Genomic DNA, 17,153 nt, shown 5'->3' with positions numbered 1-17,153 from the left:
ATTTTGCATAAGGATTCCCGATGAGCCTCAACGCCGGACTGACGACGATCCACGAAGACGACATTGCCAAACACCAGGCCGCCGCGCAGAGCCTCGTGTCCAAGCTCGTCATTCTCGAAAGCGACGACGGCCAGAACGGAACCGCCCTTGCCGGCACCGGCCGTCGTTTCGTCTCCACCGTCTCGACCGCCGGCGCGCGGCGCACCCGCGAGGTGGAACTGGCAAAGACCATCCAGGCGGTGCGGGCCGGCGATCCGCTGCTGTCGCCGCAGCAGCACGCCGTGCTGTACCGGGCGCGGCGCGGGCTGCAGGTGGCGCTTGCCGTGACGGACGCCTTCTCGCGCCAGACCAACCTCGAAGGGCTGCAATCGCGCAATCTTGCCGCGCCGCTTTCCGGTGACGAGGCCAATCAGTTCAAGGCGCTGCTTGCGGCCTCCGCCTATATCGCCGCCTTCACCTTCGCCGCCTATCTCGGCGCGACGCTGCCGGGCGAGGGCGAGCCGGTCGAGGATGGCGGGGAGCCGGACTATCTGTTCGACACGCCGCAGGATGCGCTGAAGAGCATGGTCTCGGGGCTCGACCGCACACTTGCCGGCGCGCCCGACGATGCCGCGCTCGTCAGCCGTGCGCGCGCCTTTTCGCGCGTCGCCATCGAGGGACTGATCTCGCGCCGCGCCCGTTTCACGGGGCTCGCCGGCTTCGAGAACGCGCATATCCGTATCGAGCAGGACGATTTCACGCTCTCCGGTTTCGACGTGGCGCCGGGCCAGAAGCGCAAGCCGCTGTCCATGACCTTCAAGAAGCCGAACGAGATCATCGGCAACCACATCGCCAAGTATCAAGCGATGAAGCTTGCCAAGATGCTGGTCGCCTACGATTTCGAACGGCAGATGAACCCGTTCGTGGAACTCGGAGGCTTCCTCTTCACCTTCATTGGCGATGGCATGCCGGGCACGGGCAAGACGATCCTGATCCAGATGCTGGCCGGCCTCGTCAACGATTACTGCCAGACCGCCGGCTATGCTTTCCACTACGAGAATTTCGGCGTCGACCAGATCTCGTCCTACCAGGGCAAGTCCGGCCAGAACTGCAAGGAGTTCGTCACCAACGTCATGAACCCGAAGGCGATCGGCTTCGGGACCATCGACGATGTCGACCAGGTGGCCGCCAAGCGCTCCGATGACCGGGCGTCCGCCGGCCAGCACGAAGTGACGGCTGTGCTGATGGAAAGCTTCGCCGGCGCCTCGACGGTGGTGCGCGGCAACTGCACCTTCGGCATGTTCTCCAACTATCCGGAGAATGTCGATGACGCGCTGCGCCAGCGCGCCGGCGCCCGCTGGCTGGTGGATGGGCCGCAGACCGAGGACGACTATATCGACATCTTCGCCATGCTGGTCGGCAAGAACCATTCGATCCCGCTCGGCGAGCACACCTTGTTCGAGGGGCAGGAGATCAAGCGTGCCGTCTCGACCTCCTACGGGCAGCACGCCAGGCCGCAGGAAGAGGGGTTGCTTGCCGTGTGGGAGGCACACGAGAAGGAGCATGGCGCGATCCGCTCGCTCGCCGATGTCGGCGGCTATCTTCACCGCATCAAGGTCGCCGAGCCGCGCTTCACCGGCCGCGCGATCAAGAACATCACCGACGCGATCAAGATGCGCGCCATGGACGTGGACCTGCCGGACGACTGGTTCGCGGACGCGGGCACCTTCATGCACAAGAGCTACGACGAGAAGAAGGCCATGATCGAGGAACTGCGCGGGCCGATCTCGATGGACATGGTGCTGCAGGAGATCAACCGCTACGCCGACTCGGAATTCCGCTACACCGACAAATCCGACGACGCCGCCGTCTCCGACATCATCCGCCGCGAGCGCCAGCGCGAGAAGGCCATCCGCGAAATGGAGAAGATGAAGGCGGAGGGGCGGTGGTAGCGGCCTTGTTGGAAAAGTCTTGGCACAGATGCTATATGTTCGGGATGCATGTACCCCAAGGAGGATGGCATGGCGAGACAGACGGCAATCCGACTTCCTGACGAAACCTATGAGCGGCTACAGGCATTGGCCGCGCGGACTGGGCGCACAGCGACATATTATATTCGCGAGGCCATTGAACAGCATATCGAGGATCTCGAGGACATTTATCTCGCGGAGCAGGAACTTGAGCGCGTGCGGCGTGGCGAAAGCCGTGTCTATTCTCTGAAGGAGGTTGAGGACGAGCTTGGCCTGGGCGATTGAGATCACCGAAGGGGCTAAGAAAGAGCTCGATAAGCTCGGTCATGTCGAGGCAAAGCGCATTCGTAATTTTCTTGTCACGAAGCTCGCTTCCTCCGAAAATCCCCGTTTGCTCGGGAGCGCTTTGCAAGGCGCGCGGCTGGGAAGCTATTGGCGGTATCGCATCGGCGACTATCGGGTCATTTGTGACATCCAGGACAACAGGCTTGTCGTGGTCGTCGTTCGTGTAGGACATCGGCGTGAAATATATTCCTGAAGCTTCCGGTGTCTCGGCATGAAACTCCTCCTCGAAGCCGAACTGATCTATGGGCGTTTGCTGCCGATCGATGAGCCGCATCTTGTCGAGCGCTACAACAAGGCACTTGACGGGTTCGGCATGCGGCGTACGCAGCTTTCGCGTTTCCGCATCGACATGACGGGCTTTTCGCCTGAAATCGCTGATGAACTGGGCGACCGGGATTATCTCGATCCGAACCGCGTCAACCGCCGCTTCATCATCATGACGCCGGAGCAGGTGAACCTGCCGGTGGTGCATACGAGCTTTTCCAATACCGCCGCACTGATGCACGAGTTCTTCTCGGCCAATGCACGCGCGATCAACGCGATCACCATCCGCGATGCGCTCTATGGCGAGATCGAGGACTCGGTGTCTGTCGTCAACGATATCGACGACCTGCTGTCGATCAACGAAGTGCGCTTCAAGGTGCTGTCGGCGGAGGACATGCTCGGCAAGGCGGCGGAGCTGCGCGGGCTGGTCGACCGGCTGAAGACGGTGCCGAACGCCTGGTCGGACGATGCGATGCTCAACCGCATGGTGGACCTCGCCAAGCAGACCGGCGACATCAGGCAGAACGCGCTGGTGCCCGACCAGCTCGTGTTTCGCCATGATGCCTATTGGGCGAACCATTTCGGCGGCGTCTATGTCTTTCTCGACGACAAGACGACGACGGTCATCTGCGATCCGACCGTGCCGGGCTTCCGCCGTTCGCGCCCGTGGCAGGTCAGCTATATCGCGCTCGACGACCACAAGCGCATCTTCGATTTCCTTGCCTCCACCGGGAGGCTGGAACTGCCGCGTGCCTCCTGGGTCGAGCCGTCCGGGCTCTTCCAGCACCGGGCGGACATGACGATCGTGAACCTCGTCAACCAGGCCGATCCCACGACCGATCTGGAGAAGATGGACCGGATCTGGCTGCAGACCTGGATGCACCGCAATGCCGGTCTCGTGGCGCGCGACGGAACCTATCCCTTCCTGCAGGAAGCGATCCGCACGGTAGCGGCGACAGGCGAGATCAAGATTGCCGACGTCGCGCCGGAGCGGCGGTTCATGCTGGTGCGGGCAGCCCCGGCGCATCCCGATCAGTGGCTGGTCAACCGTCTGATTTCACAGATGGTTCCTTACGACTTCGTGTCCCGCTTCGTGTTCGACAAGCAGGGTTTCTACACCGCCTACGATCAATACAGCGAAAAGTTCCGCGCCTATGTTGTTGCAACGTTGACGCGGACCTATCTGCAAGACAAGGCTGCCTTCCGCAGGAAACTTTACGGCATCAGAGAGGATGACCCCTATGCTTGATCCGGTCGTCGCGTTCTTCCAGCGCATCTTTTCGGCCATCGGCCGGGGCATCGGCACGGCGGTCGCCTGGCTGCTCTGGCCCTTCGTCACCGCCACCAACTGGTGCCGGGAGCGCAGCTGGATCATCAAGGGACCGATCGGTATCGGCGTGCTTCTACTTGTGGGCTTCTATGCCTATTTCATCTGGCAGACGCAGGTGTGGAGCGGGTTCAATCCCGACTACGTCAACGCCTACAACCTCGCGCAGCGCAAGCAGGATGCCGGGGTCGCATCGGGTACCGCCGCCACCACGCCGGCAACCGGCGAAATCGCAGAGCCTGCGCCAAAGACCTGCGTGCGCTCGGCCATCGTCGACGTGACGGCCGATCTCATCGATTATAACGTCAACCAGAACGCCTGGATTTCCTCCATGCTGCTCTACAAGCTCGGCCTGTTCGGGCTCGACTGGGACAGGACGCCGTGGTTCGACAACAAGGCGGCCTTCCAGCGCGGCGTTAACCAGACCGTTCGCCGGACCGCCGTCGAGCTTGTGGACGCGCTCGGCCGCGTTCGCGGTACTTCCGGCATCAATGCCGATCTCCAGCGCGCCCGCGGTAACATGCAGTTCGACGAGGAGACCTGGTATTTCAGATCGAATTCGATCCTGCCCACGACCCCGACGCCGAACTATTATCGTACCGCCATTGCGGACCTGCGCAAGTTCAACGCGTCGCTCGAAGCCTGCGATGCGATCTTCGACGGCCGCTCCGACAACCTGATCGAGTTCCTCGACCGCATTTCGAACGACATCGGTTCCACCTCGGCCATCATCCGCGAGCGCTCCGAGTTCCACAACGGTGGCTGGTTCGATACGCGGGCGGACGATCGCTTCTGGTTCGCTTATGGCCAGCTCTACGGCTATTACGGCATTCTCTCCGCCGCCGGTGCGGATTTCGACGCCGTGATCAAGGCGCGCGGCATCGAGCCGCTGTGGACGGAAAGCATCAAGCAACTGCGTTCGGCGCTCAACATCCAGCCGGCGATCATCTCCAACGGCCGCGAGGACGGCTGGATCATGCCGACGCATCTGGCCACCATCGGCTTCTACATCCTGCGCGTGCGCTCCAACCTCGTGGAAATGCGTGACGTCCTGGCACGCTGATCGCCGATCCATTCCGGACGGCACGCATCCTTCGATGCGTGCCGTTTTCGTTTAGGCGCAATTTAAAAGCCGCATGTCGCTTCTGGTGTATCGGGCGGCAAATTCCGGCGTGGCATCGCGCACGGCTTCACGATGAAATGACGCGTCAGGACAAGAAAGTGCCGCTGCGGGAGAGGAGCCCGTGGTAGCCAGAACGCTGAAGAGGGAGCGACACCGTATGGCCGATGTGAAGTCCGATATCGAAATTGCCCGCGCCGCGAAAAAGAAACCGATCGTCGAGATCGGGGCGAAGCTCGGCATTCCGTCCGAACACCTGATCCCCTATGGCCACGACAAGGCCAAGATCGACGCCGCGTTCATCGCCGCGCAGAAGGGCCGCAAGAACGGCAAGCTTATCCTCGTCACCGCCATCAATCCAACACCGGCGGGCGAGGGCAAGACGACGACCACGGTCGGCCTCGGCGATGGCCTCAACCGCATCGGCAGGAAGGCGATCACCTGTATCCGCGAGGCGTCGCTCGGGCCATGCTTCGGCGTGAAGGGCGGGGCAGCTGGCGGCGGCTATGCGCAGGTCGTGCCGATGGAGGACATGAACCTCCATTTCACCGGCGATTTCCACGCGATCACCTCGGCGCACAACCTTTTGTCCGCCCTGATCGACAACCACATCTACTGGGGCAACGAGCAGAATATCGACATCCGCCGCATCGCCTGGCGTCGCGTGATGGACATGAACGACCGGGCGCTGCGCCATATCGTCGGCTCGCTCGGCGGGGTCGCCAACGGTTATCCGCGCGAGACGGGCTTCGACATCACGGTCGCCTCCGAGGTCATGGCGATCCTGTGTCTTTCGGTCGATCTCAAGGACCTCGAAACGCGCCTCGGCAACATCATCGTCGGCTATCGGCGCGACAAGTCGCCGGTTTTCGCGCGCGACATCAAGGCGGATGGCGCGATGACGGTGCTGTTGAAGGATGCCATTCAGCCGAACCTCGTGCAGACGCTGGAAAACAATCCCGCCTTCGTGCACGGCGGTCCCTTCGCCAATATCGCGCATGGCTGCAACTCCGTCATCGCCACCACGACGGCCCTGAAGCTCGCCGACTATGTGGTGACGGAAGCCGGCTTCGGCGCGGACCTCGGTGCGGAAAAGTTCTTCGACATCAAGTGCCGCAAGGCCGGGCTGAAGCCCGATGCTGCCGTCATCGTCGCCACGGTGCGCGCGATGAAGATGAACGGCGGGGTGAAGAAGGACGATCTCGGCCGCGAGAATATCGAGGCGGTCAACAAGGGCTGTGCCAATCTCGGCCGGCACGTGCAGAACGTCAAGAAATTCGGCGTTCCCGTCGTGGTGGCGATCAACCACTTCACCACCGACACGGATGCAGAAATCCAGGCGGTGAAGGACTATGTCGCGACGCTGGGTGCAGAAGCCGTTCTGTGCAAGCATTGGGCGGAGGGTTCGGCCGGTATCGAGGAACTGGCGCACAAGGTGGTGGAACTCGCCGAATCCGGCCTCGCGCAGTTTTCCCCGCTCTACCCCGATGAAATGTCGCTTTTCGAGAAGATCGATACCATCGCCCGCGAAATCTACCACGCCTCGGAGGTCACCGCCGACAAGAGCGTGCGCGACCAGTTGCGGGCGTGGGAGGAGCAGGGCTACGGGCACCTGCCGGTCTGCATGGCCAAGACGCAATATTCGTTCTCGACCGATCCGAACCTGCGCGGCGCGCCCTCCGGCCATGTCGTGCCGGTGCGCGAGGTGCGGCTGTCGGCCGGCGCCGGTTTCGTCGTCGTCATCACCGGCGAGATCATGACCATGCCCGGCCTGCCGAAATCGCCATCGTCGGAGCGGATCCGCCTCAACGAGCAGGGCCAAATCGAAGGCCTGTTCTAAAGGCTGAAAGGGGCGCCGCAGGGCGCCCCTTTTGCTTTCGCTGAAAGTGGCGGCTACGCGCGGCCGAGATAATCCAGCTTGCCCACCGGCACGCCATTGTGCCGCAGGATCGCGTAGGCGGTCGTGAGATGGAAGTAGAAGTTCGGCAGCACGAAGGTCAGCAGATATTCCTTGCCGGTCGACGTGTTGTCGCCGCCGCGCGATTTCACCGTGACCATGCGCTCCATCGCGTCCTCGAAAGCGGCCTGCGGCACGGACGCGAGGTATTCGGTGGTCCTGGCGATACGGGCGCGCAGGTCGGCAAGCGTCTTCTCGTCGTCCGCGAAGCTCGGCGCTTCCGTGCCGGTGAGACGTGCGGCGGCGAACTTCGCCGTGTCGCTCATGCGCTGGACCTGGCCGGCCAGAGACAGCATGTCCGGCGCCAGCCGCGCTTCGACCAGGACCTCCGGCTTGATCTTGCGTTCCGCCGCAAAGGCCTCCGCCTTGTCGAGCAGTTTGGAGAGCACGGTAAAGCCGCGCTGGAAGGCGGGCACGGAGATTTCGTAGGGCGTGATCGACATGAAGGGACCTTTGCGAATAAAGCGGGTCCGGGACAGATAGGTGGCGTGACCGGTCTTTTCAGGGGGACCGCGCAATTAATCCGCGCCTACCAGCAATACCGATAGCCGCCGCGCCGTTCCTTCACGTCGAGATGCAGATGGTTCTCGTGGGCGGCGTCGCTGCCGGGATCGAGCACCGTCGTGAAATAGAGGCAGGCGGCCTCCGTGATGGCGCGCTGGAACGCGCCTTCAAGGGACGGGTCCTTGTCGGCCGGGCGGATGGTGATGGTCTTGCCGCTTTTCAGCGTGAAGCCCGCGATATCGATGGCGTTGCCGAAAGCATGCTCGGAAATCCGCCCCGTCTCGGCATTGTTGCGATTGCGGCAGACATAGGCGGATGCCTGAGAGACTTGACTGACCGTCTCGCCCGGCATGGCCGTCGACAGCGCTGGCGCCACCGAGCCTTCCACCCAGCGGGCCAGCTGGAGCGCCGTGTCGCAGCGCACCGTGGCGGGCGGCTCGACCTTCACGCCGTCCTTGAGCGCACTGAGGAGGAGCGGCTTGTCGATGCCGCAAGCCTTGCCGTCCTCGATGGCCGGCACCTCCTTGAAGACGGCGCCGATCTTCTGCAAGGCAACCCGGCACGCCGCCTCGTCGGCAGCGCTCTCCTTCGGCCGCTCCGCAGCCTTCTCCTCCTCTTCAGCGCTCTCCTTGTCCTTTCGTACCGCCTTGTCCTGTTCGGTGGACTTGCCCTCGCCCTCGCGCTTGCCCTTGTCGGCCTCGGCGGCAGCGCCCTCCGGCGCGGCCTTTCCCTTCTCAGGCGTCACCATTTCCTCCGGCCGCGGAACCGGTCGAGGCCCGTTCTCCGGCAGCTCGGCGACGCCGGTGAGGGTGAGGATGGCCGCAAGAAGCGCGATGCGAGAAATGGTAGCGATCGGACCCGTCTCCTACGAAAGAGCAGGTTGAAAACGCGGTAGGACCGATTTTGTTGCCGTAACCGGCCCCATAAATGCAAAAGCCCGCCTGATGGCGGGCTTTCTCAGGTTCTGCGATCGATCAGAACTTCTTCGTAATCGAGACCTTGAACGTCCGGCCCGGTTCGCTGAAATAGTCTCGGGCGGCAAGCGCCGTGTCCGCCGGCACATCGAGAGCATTCCAGTACCGCTTGTTGAAGACGTTGAAGACGCCGGCCTGGACGCGCAGGCCGCTCAGATCGGTGTCGCCGATCTTTTCCGGCTGCCACCAGACGGTCGCGTCAACGATGCCGTAACCCGGGGCCTCGAAGCCCTTGCCCGTCACCTGGCCGTTGCTGGTTTCGCCGCGGCTGACCTTGTTGCGAGCCGACGCCATGCTCAGGGAGAGATCGCCGCCCCATGTCTCCGTTGCGTAACCGAGACCGACAATGGCGCGCAGCGGAGCGACAGAGTTGAGGTAGTCGTCCTTCTGCGTGTCCTTGCCATGAGACCAGGCGACCGAACCCCATGTGCGCCAGTTCTCATGGAAGCGCCATTCGCCGCCGAGCTCGACACCGTAGATCCGCACCTTGTTGCGATTTTCGTAACCGGTGATGCCGCCGACCGGATAATCGCCGCCCGGGGGAGCGATGACGACGGTGTCGATGAAGTTGCGGTAGTAGTTGTTGAAGACCGTGGCGGACAGTGTGTAGTCGTCGCTCTCGTACCGGGCACCGGCTTCAAAGCCGTTGCTGGTTTCCGTATCCAGATCCGGATTGCCCAGGCGGGCATACGAGCCGGGCGCGCCGTAGTTCTGATAGAGTTCGGTCACTGTCGGCGCACGGAAGCCGCGGGCGTACTGGGTGAAGAGTTCCAGTTCCTCGGTTGCCTGCCATGCAAGGCGCAGCTTGGGCGAGATGCCGAAGTCATCGGCCTTTTTCATATAGGCCGGGTCATAGTTCGGGCTGCTTTCGAAGGTCGCCGTCCGCTGAGGCGAATGGCTGTACCAGTCCAGGCGCACGCCGGGCGTAACGGTCAGGCGGTTGTCGAAGAACTTGATGTCGTCCTCCAGAAACAGGCCTGCCACGCTGCTGTCCACATCCGGCATGTCGGATGCGTTGGTGTGCAGCATGCGGCACGACTGCGGGCCGAATGGCTGAGGAATGCCGTTCCAGTTGATCGTCGGGCAATTGTCCTTGCCTGCGGAATACTGATGGGTGTCCTGCCAGTAAATTTCGCCGCCGAAGCGGAAGTTATGAGTGACGCCGCCGAGTACCAATTCCTTCGAAGCATTCCCGGTCAGGCCGTAGGAGGACTGCTCGAGCATGTTGTCGCGCATGTAGTCGCCGGTCGGGAAACCGTACCGGAAGGGGTCTCCGGGGATGATGTCGGCGCGTGCGTCGCGGAGACGGAAGCCGTTCGTCGTGCGGTTGAGGGTTTCCTTTTGCCAATAGGCGGTGAGGCTTGCCTTGTCGACGATGTCCGAACCATCGGGGGATTCGAAGTCGTAGCTTGCGGAGAGACGCTTGCGATCGACTTCCTCGCCGGTCTTCAGCGTGCCCGGCCGATAGCTGGCGGTCGTGCCACGCCGATCGTCGATGTCCTCGTCGCGGTTGTATAGGTCTGCCGTCAGGCCGAGACGGTGACCGCCTTCGAGATACTGATGGAATTTGACGAGGAGGTTTCTCTGTACGAAGTCGGACGGATTGGCTTCCGTGCGGGTGTTTCCGTAACCACCGATTTCACCGCGGTTCTTCGTTTCGTGGCCTTTCTTGTAACCACCCTGCACGAGAACCCAGGTATCGTCATAACGCGCGGCAACGGCGGCATTGCCTCCCGTGCTGCGGTCGGTGCTGTCATATCCGCTCTTCACGAGGCCGCCAAAAGCCTTGCCGTCTTCGATGAGGTCTTCCGGATTGAGCGTGCGCAGTTCGACGACGCCGCCGAGCGCACCCGAACCGTACTTGCTCGAATCCGCTCCCTTGGTGATGTCGAGCGAGGACAGGCTGTCGAAATCGAAGGCGTTGACGCCGCCCTTGGCGCTGTCGCGCGGGTCGGTCAGCCATGGCAACCGGATGCCGTCGATCGTCGTCAGGACGCGGTTATCCTGAAGGCCGCGCAGGTTGACGCTCTTGCTGGTGCTGTTGAAGTTCACACCGGCGTCGACACGGCGGGAGAAGTCGTTGAAGTCGGTGACCATTCGTTGGTCGAGTGTGGACCGTTCAGTCGTCTTCGTCAGGGGTGATTGTGCAACGCGCGCCTGCTTCTTTCCCTGGACCGTGATGGTTTCGAGTTGCGTCTCGGTGGTCGTCGCCTGCTGGGCGAGGGCGACCGGGGGCATGCAGAAGATGAGGGCGACCGATCCACTCAACAGACGTAGACGCGGCGATTGGGACCAGCGCATGAAGGCTCCTTGGCATTTTGCAATTGGGCGGAAATGTGGCTACTAAATGTTTCCTCAATGAGTCAAGTTTGAATATGATTTTTTTAATCATGTTTTTTCGGCGTTGCGCTTTTGCGACATGTGAGGAAATGCCCTGCCTGCGCATGCGGTGGTCTTGCGCTGTTGCGCATCTCGCGCTAACAATCCCGCCATGACAAACATGAACATCATCGCTGGCTGGTGGTGGGCTCGCTGAGGCGGCCTTGACCAGTCATGCGTGATTGAGACGACAAGCCGCCCGGAAAATTCGAGGCGGCTTTTTTGTGTTTTGGGCCGCCTTCTCGAAGACCGGGCCTGAAAACGGAGTGGGGAATGGCGACGAAAGTTCTGGATGACGGCAGCGAGGCCTATGAGACCAAGGGCGGGGTGACCGTCACGCGGCGGCGTCGCGCGGCAGATTACGCCAATGCGATCTCGATCTATGTCGATAAGCTCGACGAGCGGCGCGGCGCGGTGTTCTCGTCGAACTACGAATATCCGGGGCGCTATACGCGCTGGGATACGGCCGTCGTCGATCCGCCGATCGGCATTTCCTCCTTCGGCCGCGCCGTCTGGATCGAGGCCTATAATGCACGCGGCGAGGTGTTGCTCGCCTTCATCGCCGACCGTCTCGCCGCTGTGCCGGAACTGGCGCTCGGAGCCCGTTCGGCGACCCGCCTCGATCTCGACGTGAAGATGCCCGACCGGGTGTTCACCGAGGAAGAGCGCTCGAAGATGCCGACGGTCTTCACGGTGCTGCGCGCCGTGACCGATCTCTTCCATTCCGATCAGGACGCCAATCTCGGTCTTTATGGCGCCTTCGGCTACGATCTCGCCTTCCAGTTCGACGCCATCGACCTGAAGCTCAAGCGGCCGGACGACCAGCGCGACATGGTGCTGTTCCTGCCGGACGAAATCCTCGTCGTGGATCACTATGCCGCCAAGGCCTGGATCGACCGCTACGACTTCGCAAAGGATGGGCAGTCGACCGAGGGCAAGGCCGAGACGATTGCGGCCGAGCCGTTTGAGACCGTCAATGTCATCCCGCCGCATGGCGACCATCGCCCGGGCGAATATGCCGAACTCGTCGTCAAGGCGAAGGAAAGCTTCCGGCGCGGCGACCTTTTCGAAGTGGTGCCCGGCCAGAAATTCTTCGAGCGCTGCGAAAGCAAGCCCTCGGAAATCTCGCGCCGTCTCAAGGCGATCAATCCGTCGCCCTATTCCTTCTTCATCAATCTCGGCAACCAGGAATATCTCGTCGGCGCCTCGCCGGAAATGTTCGTGCGCGTGTCGGGTCGGCGCATCGAGACCTGCCCGATATCAGGCACGATCAAGCGCGGCGACGACCCGATTGCCGATTCGGAGCAGATCCTGAAGCTGCTCAACTCGAAGAAGGACGAGTCCGAGCTCACCATGTGCTCGGATGTCGACCGCAACGACAAGAGCCGCGTGTGCGAGCCCGGTTCGGTGAAGGTCATCGGCCGCCGGCAGATCGAGATGTATTCGCGCCTCATCCACACGGTCGACCATATCGAGGGGCGGCTGCGCGACGACATGGATGCTTTCGACGGCTTCCTGTCGCATGCCTGGGCCGTCACCGTCACCGGTGCGCCGAAGCTCTGGGCGATGCGCTTCATCGAGGCGCATGAGAAGAGCCCGCGCGCCTGGTATGGCGGGGCGATCGGCATGGTCGGCTTCAACGGCGACATGAACACGGGTCTGACGTTGCGCACCATCCGCATCAAGGACGGCATTGCGGAAGTGCGCGCCGGCGCCACGCTGCTCTACGATTCCAACCCGGACGAAGAAGAAGCCGAAACCGAACTGAAGGCCTCCGCCATGATCGCAGCCATTCGTGACGCAAAGTCCGGCAATGCCGCCAAGGTCCAGCGCGATGTCGCTTCGGTCGGGGCAGGGGTGAAGATCCTGCTCGTCGACCACGAGGACAGCTTCGTTCACACGCTCGCCAACTACTTTCGCCAGACCGGCGCGGAGGTGACGACCGTGCGCACACCGGTGCCGGAAGAGGTGTTCGACCGCATCAAGCCAGATCTCGTCGTGCTGTCGCCCGGTCCGGGCAACCCGAAGGATTTCGACTGCAAGGCGACGATCAAGAAGGCGCGCGCCCGCAGCCTGCCGATCTTCGGCGTCTGCCTGGGCCTGCAGGCGCTGGCGGAGGCCTATGGCGGGGAGTTGCGGCAGCTCGCCATTCCCATGCACGGCAAGCCCTCGCGCATCCGCGTGCTGGAGCCGGGCGTCGTGTTTTCCGGGCTGGGCCGCGAAGTCACGGTCGGCCGCTATCACTCGATCTTCGCCGATCCCTCGACCCTGCCGCGTGATTTCATCATCACGGCCGAGAGCGAGGATGGCACGATCATGGGCATCGAGCATGCCAGCGAACCCGTCGCCGCCGTGCAGTTCCATCCGGAATCGATCATGACGCTCGGGCAGGATGCCGGCATGCGCATGATCGAAAACGTGGTGGCGCATCTTTCCAAGAAGAAGGACGCCAAAAGCAAGGTGGCCTGACCGACCGTTTGCCGCGCCCGTCCACGGGACAGGCGCGGCGCAGCCGGAGATGATGGAATGATACAGTCAAAGCGAATGATCGCCGTGATTTTTGCGGCTCTCGGCCTGTCGGCGGCAGGGGCCCACGCGGCGGACGAGCGGGAGGCGGCGGCCAGGCCCCTCGTTACGGCCAGCCTGCCGGTCTGGCTGGCGCAGGCCGGCGCCTTCACCGCCGATACGACGGCGATCAAGACGGCGACCGAACGTTCCGCGCATGGTCTGGCATCCACGCTCCCCGAGACCTGCGACGTGGCGCGCATGAACCGCGACCTCTGCGGCGTGAAGCTGGTGCGCATTCCGTCCTTGTCGATGGCGCCGGGACTACTCGAAAAAGACACCGTCGCCGTGCTGCAAAAGGATTTCGGCGCCGTCCGCCGGGGCGATGTCCTCGTGCACAATGCGATGTACCAAGGCGCTGCCTCGCTGGGCATAACACGGGTCATCGGCATGCCGGGCGATACGGTCGAGATCCGGGCGGGGGACGTGCTTGTCAACGGCACGCCGTTTGCCCGCGAGGCGACCGGCGAGACCTATGGCGACGACATCTTCTCCGCTGCCGTCGTGCGCGAGACGACGCCGGAAGGGCGCAGCTACACGATCGCCATGCCGGACCCGCGTCCGCAGACCCAGGCGGACAATTTCGGGCCGGTGACGGTGCCGGCCGGCAAATATTTCGTCATGGGCGACAACCGGTACAACTCGCTCGACAGCCGGTTTCCCGACATGTTCAACGAAGACGGCTTCGTCGCGCAATCCGACGTCGTCGGCATCGCCGCCTCGGTTCTTGCGGCCAACGACCATGCGCGCATAGGCCTGACGCTCCGTTGAGACGCCGAAGGCCGTTTGCGGTTTTGACAAACCCGCCCGTCTGCTCTAAACGCCATCATTATCAAACCGCCTGCGCGACACACCGCGCGGGCGGTTTTGCGTTGATGGGCCAGGCTTCTTGCAACTCGGTTGCATGCGCATGGAGAGCGGCATGGAAAAATCGGATATCAGGACGGTCCAGCGGCTGGCGCTGTGGGGCATTCCCTTCGCATTCTTCGTGATGGGCCTGAAGCTCGTCGCCTGGTGGGTGACCGGTTCGGTCGCGCTCCTGTCGGATGCGATGGAATCGAGCGTCAACGTGATCGCCGCCATCGTGGCCTTCGCGGCGATCAGCTATGCGGCGAAACCGGCGGACAAGACGCACCCTTTCGGCCATCACAAGGCGGAATATCTTTCGGCGGTGCTGGAGGGCGTGCTGATCGTCGTCGCAGCACTCCTCATCGTGAAGGAGGCGCTGCCGGCGGTCTTCGCCCCGACAAGGATGGATGCGCCGGCGCTCGGCCTTGCCATCAATTTCGCGGCCGCTGTCTGCAATGCGATCTGGGCGACTGTGCTCATTCGTGCCGGCAAGCGCTACCGCTCGCCGGCGCTGGCGGCTGACGGGCAGCATATCCTTTCGGACGTCGTGACATCCGTCGGCGTGCTTGTCGGCCTCGTGCTGGCGATCCTCACCGGCTATGCGGTGCTTGATCCGCTGCTTGCCGTGCTGGTCGCGCTCAACATCCTCTATCAGGGCTGGAAGGTCATCACGCATTCGGTCGACGGGTTGATGGACCATGCGGTGGAGCCTGAGGAGGCCGAGGCGATCAAGGCGGCGATCGCGGCCAATGCCACGGGTTCGCTCGGCGCGCACGATCTCAAGACCCGGCGTGCGGGCGCGGCGACGTTCGTGGATTTCCATCTGGTCGTTCCCGCGACGATGCCGGTCGGGCAGGCGCATGATATCTGCGATCGCCTTGAAGATGCCATCCGGGCGGTGCAGCCCGGCGCACAGATCGCCATCCATGTCGAGCCGGAAACGGAGCAGGCGCATGGCATCAAAGTCAAGATTGAAAGGATCATACGATGAGCAAGACAGACGTTTCAGGCCTTTCCCAACTGGGCCAGAAGGTCGATCTTCCCGCAGATCCGGACGCGGCGGTGCTGGAAAGGGTGCCAAGCAGCCATGCCGGCACGGATTTCGTGGTGCGTTTCACCGCGCCCGAATTCACCTCGCTCTGCCCGATGACCGGTCAGCCGGACTTCGCGCATATCGTCATCGACTACATTCCCAACGGCTGGCTGGTCGAATCGAAGTCGCTGAAGCTCTACCTGCATTCCTTCCGCAACCACGGCGCCTTCCATGAGGACTGCACCATCGACATCGCCAAGCGGCTGGTCGACCTCCTGGAGCCGAAATGGCTGCGCATCGGCGCATACTGGTATCCGCGCGGCGGCATTCCGATCGACGTTTTCTGGCAGACCGGAGATGCGCCGCAGGGCGTGTGGATTCCCGAACAGGGCGTGCAGCCCTATCGCGGACGCGGCTGAAGCGGTTCAGCCGAAGGCAAGCGCGAGGCCGGCCAGTGCCGTCAGGCCGCCGATGATCCGGGCCACGATGCCGTTGCCCGAAAGCCGCGCAATGCCGAGACCGAGCCCGATGCCGGCGGCATGCAGCAGGGCCGTCGCGATGACGAAGCCGACGCCGAAGGGCAGGGCGCCCGCAGCACCGAGTTCGCCGCCATGGGCGTGGCCATGGAACAGCGCGAAGACCGCGACGATCGCCATCGACATTGCGGTATCCAGCCGGACGGCCATGGCCACAAGCAAGCCGAGCGCCACGACGGAGGCGAGGATGGCGGGCTCGACGAAGGGCAGGCCGATGCCGGCTATGGCGAGGCCAAAGCCCACGGCCATGGTCGCGACGAAGGCGAGCGGCACGCGCCACAGGGCATTTCCGCCGATCTGCGCTGCCCAGAGGCCGACGGCGACCATCACGAGAATGTGGTCGAGGCCGAAGAGCGGATGCGAGAAGCCGGCCATGAAGGAGCCGTGTTCGGCCGGGTTGAGATGGGCGAAGGCGGGTGCGGTGGTGGCGGCGAAGGCGAGGGCCGCCAGCGCAAGGATCCTGATCATGATGTCCCCTGTCTTCCGGCCCCGGGAGCGGGCCGGGCATCGATTTATCACCGTGCCATCCTAGGGGCAGCGCGGCGGCCAAGTCCATACGCAATTCATGCAGGGTCGGGTCATGCAGGGTCGGGCGTGACCGTTGTCCGCCCGCACGGCGTTTACCCTGTTTTCCGGTGTCGCGGCGAGGCTCTATCGCGCCTTATCCGTTTTGTTGCATTGTCTTGGCGGGTGAGTCGCATTATCTGACAGCGACACGACTATTGACGAGCAATCCGGAGACTTTGGATGAGCGACGAGGACGACAAGAAGACGGAACTGCCCCTGGGCAAGGAAACGGAGGCGAACCTTTTCAAGTCGCGTTCGATCTTCATCTACGGGCCGATCAATCAGGAACTGGCGCAGAAGGTCTGCTCGCAGCTCGTGGCGCTTGCCGCCGCCAGCGACGAGGATATCCGCATCTACGTCAATTCGCCGGGCGGCCATGTCGAATCGGGCGATTCGATCCATGACATGATCAAGTTCATCAAGCCGAAGGTCTGGATGATCGGTACGGGCTGGGTGGCCTCCGCCGGCGCGCTGATCTATGTCGCCGCTCCCAAGGAGCAGCGCCTTTGCCTGCCCAACACCCGCTTCCTGCTGCATCAACCGTCGGGCGGCACCCGCGGCATGGCGTCGGATATCGAGATCCAGGCCCGCGAAATCATCAAGATGAACGAGCGCCTGAACAAGATCTTCGCGGATGCCACCGGCCAGCCGATCGAGAAGATCGCCAAGGACACGGACCGCGACTACTGGCTCTCGGCTGAAGAGGCCAAGGGTTACGGCCTCGTCTCGCGCATCGTGACGTCTCAGGCGGATATCTGAGCGGCCTTGCCCCTCATCCCTATGC

15 protein-coding genes are annotated in these 17,153 nt (G+C 62.9%); 11 read left to right on the top strand and 4 right to left on the bottom strand.

Annotated elements, in window-relative coordinates; translation table 11 throughout:
• Nucleotides 1-20 precede the first annotated feature (20 nt).
• The 6 genes from GR158_RS02640 (at nucleotide 21) to GR158_RS02615 (ending at nucleotide 6,845) form a co-directional block, all read left to right on the top strand.
• Entirely contained in the window at nucleotides 21-1,931 is a 1,911-nt protein-coding gene (locus GR158_RS02640) for an AAA family ATPase (protein WP_160869759.1), read from the top strand.
• Nucleotides 1,932-2,000: 69 nt separating this feature from the next.
• Complete coding sequence (locus GR158_RS02635; RefSeq protein ID WP_160869757.1) at nucleotides 2,001-2,234, top strand: DUF6290 family protein; 234 nt, start codon at nucleotides 2,001-2,003, stop codon at nucleotides 2,232-2,234.
• Nucleotides 2,218-2,487 (top strand): type II toxin-antitoxin system RelE/ParE family toxin, encoded by a 270-nt coding sequence (locus GR158_RS02630; protein ID WP_134646952.1) that lies wholly within the window; start codon nucleotides 2,218-2,220, stop codon nucleotides 2,485-2,487. The genes GR158_RS02635 and GR158_RS02630 overlap by 17 nt, the downstream gene beginning before the upstream one ends.
• 18 nt (nucleotides 2,488-2,505) lie before the next feature.
• Complete coding sequence (locus GR158_RS02625) at nucleotides 2,506-3,807, top strand: DUF6638 family protein (protein WP_134646954.1); 1,302 nt, start codon at nucleotides 2,506-2,508, stop codon at nucleotides 3,805-3,807.
• Nucleotides 3,800-4,948: a DUF2333 family protein gene (locus GR158_RS02620; protein WP_134646956.1), complete on the top strand. Its 1,149-nt coding sequence runs from the start codon at nucleotides 3,800-3,802 to the stop codon at nucleotides 4,946-4,948. Before GR158_RS02625 ends, GR158_RS02620 begins: the two co-directional genes overlap by 8 nt.
• 217 nt (nucleotides 4,949-5,165) lie before the next feature.
• Entirely contained in the window at nucleotides 5,166-6,845 is a 1,680-nt protein-coding gene (locus GR158_RS02615) for a formate--tetrahydrofolate ligase (RefSeq protein ID WP_160869755.1), read from the top strand.
• 53 nt (nucleotides 6,846-6,898) lie between these two features.
• On the opposite strand, the gene GR158_RS02610 is transcribed toward GR158_RS02615, so the two are convergent.
• The 3 genes from GR158_RS02610 to GR158_RS02600 all read right to left on the bottom strand — a co-directional run bounded on the left by GR158_RS02610 (nucleotide 6,899) and on the right by GR158_RS02600 (nucleotide 10,741).
• Nucleotides 6,899-7,405: a DUF1993 family protein gene (locus GR158_RS02610; RefSeq protein ID WP_160869753.1), complete on the bottom strand. Its 507-nt coding sequence runs from the start codon at nucleotides 7,403-7,405 to the stop codon at nucleotides 6,899-6,901.
• An 86-nt stretch (nucleotides 7,406-7,491) separates the two neighbouring features.
• Nucleotides 7,492-8,214 carry an extensin family protein gene (locus GR158_RS02605; RefSeq protein WP_160869751.1) on the bottom strand — a complete coding sequence of 241 codons (723 nt, stop codon included), beginning with the start codon at nucleotides 8,212-8,214 and terminating at the stop codon, nucleotides 7,492-7,494.
• A 226-nt stretch (nucleotides 8,215-8,440) separates the two neighbouring features.
• Complete coding sequence (locus GR158_RS02600) at nucleotides 8,441-10,741, bottom strand: TonB-dependent hemoglobin/transferrin/lactoferrin family receptor (RefSeq protein WP_160869749.1); 2,301 nt, start codon at nucleotides 10,739-10,741, stop codon at nucleotides 8,441-8,443.
• Nucleotides 10,742-11,092: 351 nt separating this feature from the next.
• Here GR158_RS02600 and GR158_RS02595 point away from each other — a divergent pair, with 351 nt between their 5' ends.
• From GR158_RS02595 to queF, 4 genes are all read left to right on the top strand, one after another.
• The gene (locus GR158_RS02595) at nucleotides 11,093-13,288 is read left to right on the top strand and encodes an anthranilate synthase (RefSeq protein WP_160869747.1); all 2,196 of its coding nucleotides are present in this window, start codon (nucleotides 11,093-11,095) and stop codon (nucleotides 13,286-13,288) included.
• A 57-nt stretch (nucleotides 13,289-13,345) separates the two neighbouring features.
• Nucleotides 13,346-14,155 carry a signal peptidase I gene (lepB, locus tag GR158_RS02590; protein WP_160869745.1) on the top strand — a complete coding sequence of 270 codons (810 nt, stop codon included), beginning with the start codon at nucleotides 13,346-13,348 and terminating at the stop codon, nucleotides 14,153-14,155.
• 151 nt (nucleotides 14,156-14,306) lie between these two features.
• On the top strand, nucleotides 14,307-15,224 hold the full coding sequence (locus GR158_RS02585; RefSeq protein WP_160869743.1) for a cation diffusion facilitator family transporter: 918 nt from the start codon (nucleotides 14,307-14,309) through the stop codon (nucleotides 15,222-15,224).
• Nucleotides 15,221-15,685, top strand: coding sequence for a preQ(1) synthase (gene queF / locus GR158_RS02580; protein WP_134646972.1), 465 nt, complete (start codon nucleotides 15,221-15,223; stop codon nucleotides 15,683-15,685). The genes GR158_RS02585 and queF overlap by 4 nt, the downstream gene beginning before the upstream one ends.
• Before the next feature lie 6 nt (nucleotides 15,686-15,691).
• Here the strand turns inward: queF and GR158_RS02575 are convergent, their stop codons facing one another.
• On the bottom strand, nucleotides 15,692-16,270 hold the full coding sequence (locus tag GR158_RS02575) for a HupE/UreJ family protein (RefSeq protein ID WP_134646974.1): 579 nt from the start codon (nucleotides 16,268-16,270) through the stop codon (nucleotides 15,692-15,694).
• 279 nt (nucleotides 16,271-16,549) lie between these two features.
• On the opposite strand from GR158_RS02575, the gene GR158_RS02570 reads away from it, so the two are divergent.
• Nucleotides 16,550-17,128 carry an ATP-dependent Clp protease proteolytic subunit gene (locus GR158_RS02570; protein ID WP_117366840.1) on the top strand — a complete coding sequence of 193 codons (579 nt, stop codon included), beginning with the start codon at nucleotides 16,550-16,552 and terminating at the stop codon, nucleotides 17,126-17,128.
• The last annotated feature ends 25 nt before the right edge of the window (nucleotides 17,129-17,153 follow it).

Source organism: Shinella sp. AETb1-6, from assembly GCF_009826875.1.
Lineage (GTDB): Bacteria > Pseudomonadota > Alphaproteobacteria > Rhizobiales > Rhizobiaceae > Shinella > Shinella sumterensis.
The sequence above is the reverse complement of the archived record's forward strand: the minus strand, read 5'-3'. Positions and strand labels throughout refer to the sequence as shown.

Coding starts and splice junctions, on each gene's coding strand:
- GR158_RS02640 (WP_160869759.1), top strand. CDS start 21: ATGAGCCTCAACGCCGGACTGACGACGATCCACGAAGACGACATTGCC.
- GR158_RS02635 (WP_160869757.1), top strand. CDS start 2,001: ATGGCGAGACAGACGGCAATCCGACTTCCTGACGAAACCTATGAGCGG.
- GR158_RS02625 (WP_134646954.1), top strand. CDS start 2,506: ATGAAACTCCTCCTCGAAGCCGAACTGATCTATGGGCGTTTGCTGCCG.
- GR158_RS02620 (WP_134646956.1), top strand. CDS start 3,800: ATGCTTGATCCGGTCGTCGCGTTCTTCCAGCGCATCTTTTCGGCCATC.
- GR158_RS02615 (WP_160869755.1), top strand. CDS start 5,166: ATGGCCGATGTGAAGTCCGATATCGAAATTGCCCGCGCCGCGAAAAAG.
- GR158_RS02610 (WP_160869753.1), bottom strand. CDS start 7,405: ATGTCGATCACGCCCTACGAAATCTCCGTGCCCGCCTTCCAGCGCGGC.
- GR158_RS02605 (WP_160869751.1), bottom strand. CDS start 8,214: ATGGTGACGCCTGAGAAGGGAAAGGCCGCGCCGGAGGGCGCTGCCGCC.
- GR158_RS02600 (WP_160869749.1), bottom strand. CDS start 10,741: ATGCGCTGGTCCCAATCGCCGCGTCTACGTCTGTTGAGTGGATCGGTC.
- GR158_RS02595 (WP_160869747.1), top strand. CDS start 11,093: ATGGCGACGAAAGTTCTGGATGACGGCAGCGAGGCCTATGAGACCAAG.
- lepB (WP_160869745.1), top strand. CDS start 13,346: ATGATACAGTCAAAGCGAATGATCGCCGTGATTTTTGCGGCTCTCGGC.
- GR158_RS02585 (WP_160869743.1), top strand. CDS start 14,307: ATGGAAAAATCGGATATCAGGACGGTCCAGCGGCTGGCGCTGTGGGGC.
- queF (WP_134646972.1), top strand. CDS start 15,221: ATGAGCAAGACAGACGTTTCAGGCCTTTCCCAACTGGGCCAGAAGGTC.
- GR158_RS02575 (WP_134646974.1), bottom strand. CDS start 16,270: ATGATCAGGATCCTTGCGCTGGCGGCCCTCGCCTTCGCCGCCACCACC.
- GR158_RS02570 (WP_117366840.1), top strand. CDS start 16,550: ATGAGCGACGAGGACGACAAGAAGACGGAACTGCCCCTGGGCAAGGAA.